We start from the raw sequence: 12,384 nt of genomic DNA, 5'->3' as shown, positions 1-12,384 counted from the left end.
AAATTGGGGAGGGGTCAAAAAAACGGAAACCTCAAAAAGTGTCTGGAACTAAAACAGGTCTGCTTACACCACGGCTGGTGATTGAGCCGGAGTTTAAGTTTTAACACATAATTAATCCCGGCTCAGAAGGCCGGGATTAATTACAGATTGGTTTACTTTATTTAGTCAAAGGCCTTTGCTGCATACTGATCGATGATATAAACGTCTTCAACAGCACATTCGGGATAAATCCACTTAGTCCAATTATTAATCACCCATTCGGTACTTAAAGCATGGCCTTCTGAAGAAGCACTTTCTGGCGGTAACTCAACTAACATTGAACCTGCTTTAAATCCAGAGGATACAACCAAGCCATGAGTATGTGCTAAGTCAATTACCATAAAATCTACAATATCTTCATAAGGCCATACCGCTGGCAATCTAAAAACCCTTCCTCGCCGAATAGACTTCTCTGGATAGTTTAATAGCTTAATATGCTCCATCATTTAACCCTCAAATTATGTCCGCCAGATTTATCTTTGCTATCAGGAATCTCTTTCATGGCAAAGTTAACCTCCATGACATGTTTCCCCTGTGGGGTAACTACTTCAAAACGTCCATGTTGCGTATCAAGAGCATAAAGATTTCCATCCGTCCCACGATATACATCGCGATTATTCATTTTAGTCAGCTTGTTGTCTTTAATCAGTCCATGTTCTGCAACAACTTTAGCCGCAGTTTGTTTGACTATAGCAACTCGTTCTCCTGGCGGTAATTTAAATAGACTAGCCTCAAAATCACCAACAGTTGCGCCCGTAGCTATCTTAATATTCGGGTCAACAGCCTTCAGAGCACCAGGCACTTTCTTCCCGGGCAGTATAATCCCGGCCAGCATCCCGCCCGTGGCTTCCAGCGCGAGCTGATTACCTTCCGAAGCCTGTTTGATCGTATCAGCCATCGCTGACCAGGTCTCGCTTTTCATCAGCGCCGTAACGCTGTCTGCCACCGCCTGATTCTTACCTGACAGGTCGCTCATGGCTCTGGAGCAGTAACTGTCTCCCGCTGCACACGCCGCCAGCGCCATCGCCGCGTCCGCAACATAATCAGCCCCGCCTAATGCCGCATCGCCGGTATCCGCGAGGGCATTGATAATGCCGTTAGCGATGGAAGAGGTGGCACCGTTGCCCAGCTTATCCCTCACCTGATCTTTCAGGGATTCGGCGGTCTGTTTCACCGTGGCACGCGCCTGGTCACCGCTCAGCGAGTTATTCTCAACCGCATTCTTGCCCGCCTGAGCGGCCGTCACTGCTCCGCCAGTATCGCCCGTCGCCAGCCCCCCTGCAAGTCCTGCGGCCAGTTCGCTCAGCGCACTCACCTGCTGTTTCTCACTTTCGCTCAGCTGCTCTGCCGTCCTGCCCGGAAACAACTGACCGGCAATATAGCGCGCCGCCAGTTCGCCCCCGCCAGCCCCAAGCCCACCGGCCACTGCCGACTGGTTGTTCAGCTGCGCCGTCACCGCACCAAGCACCGCATGCGCCATCGCGTTAGCCGCAACGTTCACCTCACCATCGGTCGTTGTCAGCTTCCTGATTTCCGTCGCCAGATACGGTGACGCGCCGCTCGCCAGCGCCCCGGACAGATTGTTACCCGCCAGCGCCGTCAGCGCACCCGTGACCGCCTGCGCTGCCTTCTGCAGGTCGCTGCCGGTTCCGTACTGCTGCATCGCATTGTCGTACGCCCGCTGCGTCACCGCCGCGTCGCTGACCGGTTTACCGTCTTTGATCAGCTGCTCCCTGGCCTGCGATAGCGCGTCCGGGTCTGTCCGGGCCTTCTGCCCTGCGATTTCTCCCTGCGTGCGGATAACGTCCATCGTCTGACCACCGATTTCCCCGATAAGCTGTGCCTGTCTTAGCCGGTTTTGCTCCTGCTCTTTGTTAAATATCGGGCTGATGCTGCCGTCGTTAGCATGATCAGTCTCCCGGTTAAGGGTGGTGACATCCTGCTGTTGTTTGTTCGTACCCCTGACTGTCAGTGTACCCTCGCTGACGCCAGCCTTCGTCGTCCCCTCTGCGTGGTCACTGTTGTCAGCCCCCGATAGCATGCCACCGGCCATATTGGTCAGCAGATCCTTGCCCACCGGCCCGCCGGTGCTCAGAGAAACGCCACTATGGGTTGCGCTGTAGTCGGCCTGGTTGTGAATATCCGTCCAGCCCAGGGTTCCGGTATTGAGATGGTTCTTGTCCTTATCTCCGGTGCTCGCTATCACCGCGCCGTTGAGCTGAGTGTGCCCGCTGACCGTGACGTCATATCCGCCTTTACCCGCAAACAGCCCGGTCTGCTCTTTGACACTGTCGAAGTTACTCCTGAGTTTATCCCGGCTCACACTCACGCTGGCGGAGCCGGCCATCGGACCGAAGGTGACGCTGCCGCCCGCGCTGACGTTCTGCTGTTTCATATCATAGCTGTCGCTGTCCCGCTCGCTTTCAAGCGTCAGGTTACGCCCCGCAGCAACGGTAATTTTTTCCCCGCTGGCTTGCGCTCCTTTTATGGTGGTGTCACGGCCGCTGCTCAGGCTGAGGTGGTTGCCCGCATCAAGCAGGGTTTCAGTATGAGTCAGGCTGTTGCCTTTTTCATGCCCTTTACCGGCGTTCCCCGCGGCAGAGACGCTGATGCCGTAACCGCCTGAGCCGATGCCGACGCCCACGCCGACGTTGCCACCGTGGCTCTCATTTTTGCCGTCCGTACTTTCGGTGTTCTCCGCAGACTGCAGGGTAATATCCCGCGCTGCGTTAAGCGTCAGGTCCTTGCCCGCTTTCAGCTGACTGCCGGATAGGGCGATATCGCCACTTTGCACGGCATTATTTTTTCCGGTCGCCGTTATCGACAGGTTTTGCCCGGCCGTGAGCGTGCTGCCCTGCGACTGGCGGCTGTCAGTGCGGCTTTCACTCTTCGACGACTGACTCCCCAGGGAGGCAGTGACACCCAGAGTGTTAGTCGCCCCCTGCGCGGCACCTTTATCACCCGCCTGCAGGCCGGCGGCGGCATTTTTCGCATCCGCCGCCCCGGTCAGTGCGCTGTCACGCGCATAAGCCTGAGCTGCCTGAACTCCGGACAGCGCCGCCTTGATGTTCTGCAGCGTGCCGAGGCGCCCGTCGCTTTCTTTTCTGGCCTGCTGCGCCGGGCTCACGGCGGTGTTGAGCGCACTGCCCACGCTACCCGACAACGCCAGGCTCAGCCCGCTCTGCTTCTGCCCGAAGGTTTCTGTCCGGGTGCGTTGGTCGTAGCCCGGATCAATGGTCACGCTGTCGCCGGTAAGATCCAGATCCTTGCCCGCCACCAGGTCGGCGCCGCCGATGTGCAGCTGGTTGCCCGCCGTGATACTGACATTCCCCTGACTGCTGCCCACGGTGCTGAGGCTCTGGCTCTGAGTCGTGCCTTTCTCGTCGATTTCGTGCCTGCCCGATTGCTTGCCTATCGTAAAGCCGATGCCGCCGCTGCTCAGCAGGCCGCTTTTTTGCTTCTCTTCCAGAAGGTAATGGGACACAGTTTCGGTGGCCGCAACGATCCCGACATTGTGACCAGCCTGCAGGCTGACGTCACGGTCGGCGGCAATCGCCGACCCTTTCACCGTCAGGTCGTTTCCGGCGCTGATGCTGATGTTCTCCCCGCTGAGCAAGGTGCCTTTCTCCTGCGTGCTGCGGTCATCGGTTACAGTGTGGCTGCTGCTTTTACTCAGGTAGCCTTTTTTCTGTGAACGCTCTTCACTGTATCGGGACTCGCTTTCGCTGGCAGTATTGAGCAGGACGTCTTTTTTTGCCTGAAGCGCGATGGCGCCCTGTTCGCTGTGCAGTGTACTGCCGGTAACCGTCACATCGCCCTCACGCCCGATGACCGTCACGCCCTGCTGGCCGCTGAAGGTACTGCCCGTGCTGGTCTCGCGTTCGGTTTCCTCTTCGCGGTGGCTGCGCGTCTTGCCCCCGCGCTTGTTTTCGCTATCCTGAGCCAGCGTGTGGGTACGCGCGTCCTTAATGGTCACATCCTGCGCGCTCACACCAATGCGACCTTCTTTACTGTCAACCTGAGTGCCTTCAGCCAGCAGCTGATTGCCGGCAACCAGAGTGACGCCCAGGTCACCGCCGAGGGTGCTAAGCGTCAGGCGCTCTTCCTCGCGGCGGTTACTGACAGATGAGGTTCGGCTACCGGCGTCAAGGTGCGACGTATTGGTGGTGGTATCGGCCCTGAGAGTGATATCGCCCCCGGCCTGCACGCTCAGCTGACCGCTGGCCCGGGCCTGGCTGCCCGTGAGTGCCACGTCCCGCCCCGCTGTCAGACTGAAGTCTCCGTCAGCGCTTAACGTGCTGCCCAGCGCCTGCTGCCATTCGCCACTGACCTGCGCCATACGCTTGCCTGCATCCTCCACCCCGGCGCTGTTGCGGTTGCCCATCGAGCCTGAAATAACCTCAAGATCAGCGGTATGACTGCTTTTGGCCGTGGTAATGGTCAGGTCGTTGCGCGCACTCAGGCTGAGGGTGTCGGTCGCGGTTAGCCTGGCGCCTGCAAGCGTAATGTCGGTACCACGCAGGCTGATATCGTCGGCGCTCATCGTCGCCTGGCGCAACGCATCCTGCAGGTTAGTGCTCATCGACAGAGTGTCGGCCTGCACGTCAATACTGCTGGTCGATATCGATGTCGTTAACGGCGTTCGTCGAATGCTTGCGGTAACCGCGCAGGTTCAGCGTGATCTTATGTGACTGATCCCGATACAGCAGCCGGGAGACCTTTAGCTGGATGTTGTCGCTTTTACCGCTGTAGCGCAGCACTTCGCTGGCATTGGGAATATTCTGGTGGTAGGTGTAGTCGTTGTAATTGGCAGCAAAACCCCAATAACCCACGGGGAAAAAGTAGTTCAGCGTGTGCGAACGGTTGCCGAACGGCCCTTGCCGGAATACCTCCTTGCTTACATTGGCATAGAAAAGATCGTTCTGTGCAAAGGGTGCATCGAGAGCCAGCGTCACGGAGCCGGGATACCGTCCGGTACTTTCAGAGCCGCTGTCATCGAGGCCCAGGCTGAGCCGTACTGGCCGGACTTCCTCCCAGTTGACCAGCAGATCGCTGGTGCCATCATGCCTGCCGGGAACAATTTTGATGTCAGCGGTGGCATTCGGTACACGCCGGAAATTCTCTAATCCCTGCTCAACGTCGCGTAAATTCAAAATATCCCCCGATAAGACAGGGATGGCGTTCCACAATCGCCCGCGCCAGGAGACCGGTTTTTCAAAGCGGACATCACCGACGCGCCCGGGTTGCAGGGTCAGGGTCAGGATGCCTTTTGTCAGATCCTGCTCCTGCGCCATGACTCGGGTACTGACGTAGCCTTTCGCCAGTATGGCGTTTTGTACTTTGTTGATGACCAGCACAATGCCCCGGCCGCCCAGACAGTGCCCTTTGGCGTCAGTAGCGGCACTGAGAGCCCACTGAAAGCTTTCGGCAGACTCGCCGACAAGGGCTATCTGATTAATGGTAAAACAAGGGGTTTCATGGGCAGGATAGTCAGGCAGCGCCTTCCCGGGACGGACAAAGCGCGAATCTGCCTGCGGTGCGTTCTGCTCGTGCAAGACGCGCTCGCGCTCCTGCTGACGTAGCTGTTCACGGGCATCCAATGCCACAGTATCCTGTCCGGACACCTCTGACGGCGTGGCGGCCAGTACCGGAAGTGACAGGGTCAACAGCATGCCTGCAAGGGCAGATACCGCCGTCCCTGAAGGGCGGCAGTGTACCGAAAAAGTCCTTTTCATGAAAAATCCATTTCAAAAAGTGTAAAAATATGTAACTTTGTGCGTATTATCTCCTTGCGCGCTTAAAAAGCAAGCGACTTAGTTCTCAGTTCAAAGGGGGCTGTCATTAAGAATATTTTCCATCCTGTTCACTCTCCCCGCACATTTCTCGCAGCAATGTCTCGCTCCTTACCCTGAAATTCTGTTCATCTTCCGAGGGTGAACCGGGAACAGACGGGGAAAATGCAACCAGAGGGGCGATGAGTCTCAGCGGGATCAGTTCACCGGTCCTGAATGCATGCGAATGATCCTCAGGGTCAGCCCACGCCTGATGTTGTACTGACAATCACCATGAGATCGGCATAACCATCGTGATGAAGATAAGATGTTTATCATTAAAGACTTTCAGAAGGGAACGGCACCTGTCACTTTCAAATGCCCGGAGCGAGCCCACAAGCGAAATGCTATATCGCAACGCGATATTCGGAATATACTGGCAGGATGACGAGAAGTCGGAAAAACCGGGGGCCAATAAGAAATAGTGCGGGCGCATACACGTCAGGGAGGAAGGGGACACGCTATGGCATACCGAAAAATACAGACAACAAAAAGGGCCATGTTATAAATAACATGGCCCTGCAATAGTGGCGGAACGGACGGGACTCGAACCCGCGACCCCCTGCGTGACAGGCAGGTATTCTAACCAACTGAACTACCGCTCCGCTTCATTCCCCGTCGGGAACGAGGCGAATATTAATGACGTTCATCAGTGCCGTCAATGGTTTTTATGCAATAACCGATTCGTTTGACGTTTTTTTAAGCTCAGGACTGTTTTATCAACAATTCCATACGGTTAAATACGCCATAAACAACTGCCGCCTTTCTTCATCACCAGGTCCAGCCGTGCTTCATGGGCACTGATCTCATCGTCACTGGCCCGCACGACACGCAATCCTCCGGCGTTGCGCACCTCACGATGAATGATCCCCCCGTCACTTTGTTCTGACTGATCATTGTCACTACTGAAGGTCAGTGATGTCTGTCCGCCAGTCATGGCCAGGAAAACATCGGAAAGAATTTCGGCATCAAGCAATGCGCCGTGCAACGTTCGCTTGGTGTTATCTATGTCGTAACGGGAGCATAAGGCATCCAGGCTGTTCCTTTTGCCCGGAAACATTTTTCGTGCCATTAATAGGCTATCGGTGATTTCGCAAAATGTTTCCGTTTTGGCCAGGCCCCTGTTGAGCTTTTCAAACTCATAATCCATAAAGCCGATATCAAACGAGGCATTATGGATCACCAGTTCTGCGCCACGGATGTAGTCAAGGAACTCATCCGCCACCTGAGAAAACTCCGGTTTATCCAGCAAAAACTCATCTGAGATCCCGTGGACACCGAAAGCTTCCGGATCCACCAACCGGTCCGGCTTCAGATAAACATGGAAGTTATTCCCTGTCAGGCGGCGGTTGATCACTTCCACCGCACCAATCTCAATGATGCGGTGACCTTCATAGTGAACCCCCACCATATTCATACCGGTGGTTTCTGTATCAAGGACGATTTGGCGGTTTTTTACTGTGCTCATAGGGCCCGTTTATGTCAGACTTGGATTTTTTACTACAGGAAGTCTACCAGAGATGCGCAAACAGGTAGAAATTTTCACCGACGGTTCTTGTCTCGGCAACCCGGGTCCCGGTGGATACGGTGCAATTTTACGATACGGAAACCATGAAAAAGAGTTCAGCCAGGGCTACCGTCTGACCACCAATAACCGGATGGAGCTGATGGCGGCCATCGTGGCCCTGGAAGCACTGAAACAGCCTTGCGAAGTGACACTCAGTACAGACAGCCAGTACGTACGCCAGGGGATCACTCAGTGGATATTTAACTGGAAAAAGCGCGGATGGAAAACCGCGGATAAAAAGCCGGTCAAAAATGTCGACCTCTGGCAGCGCCTGGATCTCGCCCTGCAATCCCATACCATCGACTGGCAGTGGGTAAAAGGGCATGCCGGACACCCTGAAAACGAACGTTGTGATGTCCTTGCCCGTGATGCTGCGGGTTCGCCGACACAGGAAGACACTGGCTATTTATCGGTATCCTGAGATTTAATTTCCGAGCATTGTCGTGTCACATTAACGGCAGTACGGAGTCTGGATCTCCCTGCCGATAATGCACTCCGGTTAGGCGTCAGCGGATAGGTACGCTTTCGGGCAATCAGCAAATTTATACACCCCAGTACCGGGAGATGTGCCGTGATAATTTCACCACCGTTTCGTCGCCAGGGTACGACCTGGAAACTTTCTCTGCAGATGATTTCGTAATTAAGGATACTGAGCCAGTCGATCATTCGCCCCTGACTGAACATTCTGCCACTCCAGGGCAAACGCCGATGAAGCCAGGGCAGAAGTTTCCCGGCCCCCAGCAGGCTAAAGGGGTTAAAGCCGGTCAGTATTATCCAGCCATCATCAATCAATACTCTGTCGGCTTCCCGCAGCATCTGATGAGGATCCTGGCTCCAGCTCAGGGAATGAGCCAGAAAACAGACATCAATGGATTTGCTTAAAAAGGGTAGCCGCATCTCATTACCGGCAACACCACCAGGTAGTCCCCCGGGGCTCACCGTGAACTGATGGCTGACAGGACACTCATCGGTATCAATCGCCGCACTGAGAGCACCGATTTTCAGTAAATGAAAACCATAGAGTTTGCCCAGGTAAGGCTGAAGATGCTGTTGTAAGGCCTCCCGATAGAAATCCCCCCAGGGGATTTCTTCCCAGTGGTCCGGGGTCTTAAGTATTTGTCGTGTCTTAGCTGGCTTCATGTTTTACCATCATCAGAACGTTCAGGATAACCGGAGAAATTTTATGGGTCGTCACCGTTTGAATCTTACCAGTATTCCGGCACTACAGGATAACTACATCTGGGTGCTTAATAATGATCAGGGCGAGTGCATTATAGTCGATCCCGGGGAAGCCAGACCGGTGACTGAAACGATAGCCGCAAATCACTGGCAGCCGGTAGCCATATTACTGACACATCATCACGGTGATCATGTGGGTGGTGTGAGAGAACTCACCGCGCAATGGCCCGGACTCCCGGTCTACGGCCCCGCCGAAACCCTTAATAAAGGCACCACGCAGGAAGTGAAAGACGGTACGGTCATCACAATTTCCGGTATTGAATTCACTGTCATCGCCACTCCCGGGCACACCCTGGGACACGTCTCTTACTACAGCAAACCTTACCTTTTCTGTGGGGACACACTGTTTTCTGGCGGATGTGGCAGATTATTTGAAGGGACAGCAAAGCAAATGCATGAGTCATTTCAGAAACTTAATCAGCTTCCGGCAGATACCCTGATATGCTGTGCACATGAATATACTTTATCAAATATGGCGTTTGCCCGGGCTGTACTGCCACAAAACCCGCAGATCCTCTCTTATTACCATAAAATTAAGCAGTTACGTGACGAAAACCAGATAACTCTCCCTTCATTTTTGGAAAAAGAACGGGAGATTAATGTTTTTCTGAAAACAAATGACATTGATTTACAAAGGAATATATTGCCTGACTTAAATTTACCGGAGTCCTGGCAGGTTTTTGAGGCATTGCGGCGTAAGAAAGACAGCTTTTAATTTTTTTGATTGTTTTGTCTCTCTCCGTACCGTATCATTGCTCGACTTTTAATCTACTACCAACGATGACACATACATGAAGGCTAAAGCGATACTTTTCGCCTCAGTCTTGCTGGCCGGATGTCAGGCATCAGGGAAAGATGCAGATATACCCGTTCAGCATGCACAGAGTCTGTCTTCAGCGAGTCAGGGAGAAAATGGTCAGTACGGAGAAAGAATGTTGTCGCCGCGATGGCAGGATGATGGAACTAACGTCGCACAAAACAGCAATCTCTGGAACACCATTAGTGACGAGCTGACGATGGAGATCCCGGATAACCCGCGGATCCGTGAACAAAGAAATAAATATCTGAAAAACAAGAGCTATCTCCACGATGTAACTTTACGGGCTGAACCGTATATGTACTGGATAGTCGGGCAAATACAGAAACGAAAAATGCCGATGGAACTGGTACTGCTACCCATAGTGGAGAGCGCTTTTAACCCGCACGCAACTTCATCATCCAATGCTGCAGGGCTCTGGCAGATTGTAGGAAGTACGGGAAAACATTACGGACTGAAACAAAACCAGTGGTATGACGGACGCAGAGATGTGGTTGCATCTACCCGCGTCGCACTGGACATGTTGCAACGTCTGAACAAGATGTTTAACGGGGATTGGTTACTGACGGTCGCTGCGTATAACAGCGGTGAAGGAACCGTTCTGAAAGCGATTAAGCAAAATAAAGCCCGCGGGAAGCCGACAGACTTCTGGCATTTATCTTTGCCGAAAGAGACCACGGTCTACATCCCTAAAATGCTGGCATTAAGCGAGATACTGAAAAACAGCAAACGCTACGGAGTCAGGTTACCGCAGGCGAACGAAAACCGGGCCCTGGCACGGGTTGAAGTTGGTCAGCAAATCAGACTGGCGCAGGCCGCTGAAATGGCGGGTATTTCTGTATCAACGCTGAAAAGTTTTAATGCCGGTTATAAGCAGGGAACAACTGCACCTCAGGGACCACAGTACATTATGGTGCCTAAGTCCCATGTGGAGCAGCTGAAAAATTCACTGGCTGCATCGGATATTCAGGCAATACAGCCTGAACTGGTCGCCAGTAATGCCCCGACCACCTCAGGCAGCTATAAAGTGCGTCGCGGAGATACCCTGTCGGGTGTAGCAGCAAAAAATGGCCTTAGCGTAGCCGCATTGAAATCGTTCAATAATCTGCGCACTGCCGGGCTAAAAGCCGGCCAGATACTGAAACTGAGCCCACGTAACACCGGCGCAGTCAGTCAGCTGGCGGATAATGGAAACAGCATCACCTACCAAGTTCGTAAGGGTGATTCTCTTTCCAGCATCGCTGCGAGACACGGTGTTAACATCAGAGATGTAATGCGCTGGAATGCGCTTTTATCTGATGAGCGTTCAATCAGACCGGGGGATAAATTGACGCTGTTTGTAAACAATAGCTGATACCCTACCGGAAAGTAAAAAAAGGGCTGACATTATTGTCAGCCCTTTTTTATACGCTTATCGTGACTATGAGCCCTCTGACCAAAAATTCAGAAAGAAAACTCCGCCAGTAACGGGTTATGATCGGAGGCTGTGGTCTCCAGCACGGTGGCCCGCTTCACTTCCATATCTCTGTAGAAAATAAAATCCAGCGGACGTCCGAAAGCTTTACGCCGGTGATCCTGTGAAAAAAGTACCTCACGTAACCGTTGCTGGCGCATAAACTGATACAGTACATGAATGCGTTGACGGCTCCAGGCATTAAAGTCACCGGCCATCAGTACCGGTCCGTTATGGTGCCGGATATGCTCCCCGATAGCATCAAGCTGCTTGCGATAGACTTCGATTCCGAGACTGAAGTTAACTGCATGAATATTCACGACCAGTAAAAAACGGCTGTCAGGCATCGGATAAACAGTCACCAGGGCAGATTTTGCCAGCCGCAAAAGCGGCTCACGTTCTCTCAGGGGACAACAATAAATCGCCGGCGAAGAAGATAACGTCATTACGCCGGAAGGATGCTGAGGCAGCACAAAAGCGGGAACCTGATCAGCCGCAATATAATGCCGGGTGGCAAACGAAACCAGTTCAGGTGTCGTCTGAGCCTCCTGTAATAACACCAGATGGCTGCCCTGACCAAACCCCTGAAGCACTGAACGCCAGTCAGCTCTCTGCTGTTTGAAAATATTCCAGACCAGGACCTTTAAAGTGCTGTAATCAGGTAACTCCGTACCGCCGGGTAAGGTATGAGTCGAGGGAAGGCGCAGTGCAGGAGGAAATACTTTCTCTGCAGGCTGTCCCGCCACATAACGCATTGCGTAGGTTTTTTTTCGCACCCTCTTCTCTTTTGCTCCGGAAGACATCATCCCCTCATAATAAACCTGTTCGTCCGTCGAAGACAGTGACATTCTATGTCTTCATTTCTTTTTAATTATTTTTACACTTAATGATTGCGGGTCTTTACTCTGCCCTGATTAATACCACCCTGCCCCTTCCCATAAGCACGGTAGAACACGGCGAATGTATGGCGATAAACCATGAGTTACGCGGCGAACATACACGAAGTTAGCTTTGATAGCGCTTTCAGCGCTTAGCATAATCTCTTTATAAGGGGGATCCGAGGCAACTAAGCAGTAAAGCCTGTGATGGCTCTCCGGATATTTGTATATGCTTTATCTGCACATATTATCATCGGGTATCAGACAAAGACTGAACTTCGCAGGCTACGGGGTTTATGAGGAGTTTTTGATAGCCCCGGTGCGATCGCTGCATTGGTGTACGATGTTATGTAAATTGCAGATTAACCAGCGACCATGGATAAGGCATTTACTGCCTTTTTCCGGCATAGAGATCAACAACTATGGCACGAAGCATAACATTCGGTGAGGTGACCGAATAGCGCGGGAATATATAAGGCGAGGCATGGTACTGAGAATCACATTCTGCAGGAAATAAAAAAGAAAAAGGCCATGTTAATAAATAACATGGCCTTGAAAGT

The 12,384-nt window shown here is 52.9% G+C and carries 8 protein-coding genes, 1 tRNA gene and 1 pseudogene; 3 read left to right on the top strand and 7 right to left on the bottom strand.

Annotation, left to right across the window (positions count from 1 at the left end):
* Positions 1 to 161 precede the first annotated feature (161 nt).
* The 5 genes and pseudogenes from imm45 to dnaQ form a co-directional block, all read right to left on the bottom strand.
* Entirely contained in the window at positions 162 to 485 is a 324-nt protein-coding gene (imm45, locus tag GTPT_RS06560; protein WP_241964849.1) for an Imm45 family immunity protein, read from the bottom strand.
* Positions 482 to 4,642 carry a hemagglutinin repeat-containing protein gene (locus GTPT_RS06555; protein WP_169740232.1) on the bottom strand — a complete coding sequence of 1,387 codons (4,161 nt, stop codon included), beginning with the start codon at positions 4,640 to 4,642 and terminating at the stop codon, positions 482 to 484. Before GTPT_RS06555 ends, imm45 begins: the two co-directional genes overlap by 4 nt.
* 7 nt (positions 4,643 to 4,649) lie before the next feature.
* Positions 4,650 to 5,774, bottom strand: a pseudogene (locus GTPT_RS06550) (ShlB/FhaC/HecB family hemolysin secretion/activation protein); the annotation flags it as partial.
* 624 nt (positions 5,775 to 6,398) lie between these two features.
* A tRNA-Asp gene (locus tag GTPT_RS06545) sits at positions 6,399 to 6,475 on the bottom strand.
* 131 nt (positions 6,476 to 6,606) lie between these two features.
* Positions 6,607 to 7,338: a DNA polymerase III subunit epsilon gene (dnaQ, locus tag GTPT_RS06540; RefSeq protein WP_025903761.1), complete on the bottom strand. Its 732-nt coding sequence runs from the start codon at positions 7,336 to 7,338 to the stop codon at positions 6,607 to 6,609.
* On the opposite strand from dnaQ, the gene rnhA reads away from it, so the two are divergent.
* Positions 7,292 to 7,858, top strand: a complete 567-nt coding sequence (gene rnhA / locus GTPT_RS06535) for a ribonuclease HI (protein WP_162139950.1) — start codon at positions 7,292 to 7,294, stop codon at positions 7,856 to 7,858. The two genes, dnaQ and rnhA, sit on opposite strands and share 47 nt — an antisense overlap.
* Here the strand turns inward: rnhA and GTPT_RS06530 are convergent.
* Positions 7,840 to 8,577 (bottom strand): methyltransferase domain-containing protein, encoded by a 738-nt coding sequence (locus GTPT_RS06530; protein WP_025903763.1) that lies wholly within the window; start codon positions 8,575 to 8,577, stop codon positions 7,840 to 7,842. The genes rnhA and GTPT_RS06530 overlap by 19 nt on opposite strands.
* 58 nt (positions 8,578 to 8,635) lie before the next feature.
* Here GTPT_RS06530 and gloB point away from each other — a divergent pair, with 58 nt between their 5' ends.
* Together gloB and mltD are read left to right on the top strand one after the other, a co-directional pair.
* Complete coding sequence (gene gloB / locus GTPT_RS06525; RefSeq protein WP_029991590.1) at positions 8,636 to 9,391, top strand: hydroxyacylglutathione hydrolase; 756 nt, start codon at positions 8,636 to 8,638, stop codon at positions 9,389 to 9,391.
* 76 nt (positions 9,392 to 9,467) lie between these two features.
* Complete coding sequence (mltD, locus tag GTPT_RS06520) at positions 9,468 to 10,847, top strand: murein transglycosylase D (protein ID WP_025903765.1); 1,380 nt, start codon at positions 9,468 to 9,470, stop codon at positions 10,845 to 10,847.
* A gap of 89 nt (positions 10,848 to 10,936) precedes the next feature.
* Here the strand turns inward: mltD and GTPT_RS06515 are convergent, their stop codons facing one another.
* Positions 10,937 to 11,722: an endonuclease/exonuclease/phosphatase family protein gene (locus tag GTPT_RS06515; RefSeq protein WP_025903766.1), complete on the bottom strand. Its 786-nt coding sequence runs from the start codon at positions 11,720 to 11,722 to the stop codon at positions 10,937 to 10,939.
* Between the last annotated feature and the right edge of the window lie 662 nt (positions 11,723 to 12,384).

Source organism: Tatumella ptyseos ATCC 33301 (assembly GCF_000735525.1).
Taxonomy (GTDB): Bacteria; Pseudomonadota; Gammaproteobacteria; order Enterobacterales; family Enterobacteriaceae; genus Tatumella; species Tatumella ptyseos.
Note: the sequence above shows the minus strand (reverse complement) of the source record. Positions and strands in the feature narration are given on the sequence as shown.

Bases quoted from the DNA above. Each gene is read 5' to 3' on its own strand.
- imm45 (WP_241964849.1), bottom strand. From the start codon at position 485: ATGATGGAGCATATTAAGCTATTAAACTATCCAGAGAAGTCTATTCGG.
- dnaQ (WP_025903761.1), bottom strand. From the start codon at position 7,338: ATGAGCACAGTAAAAAACCGCCAAATCGTCCTTGATACAGAAACCACC.
- GTPT_RS06530 (WP_025903763.1), bottom strand. From the start codon at position 8,577: ATGAAGCCAGCTAAGACACGACAAATACTTAAGACCCCGGACCACTGG.
- mltD (WP_025903765.1), top strand. From the start codon at position 9,468: ATGAAGGCTAAAGCGATACTTTTCGCCTCAGTCTTGCTGGCCGGATGT.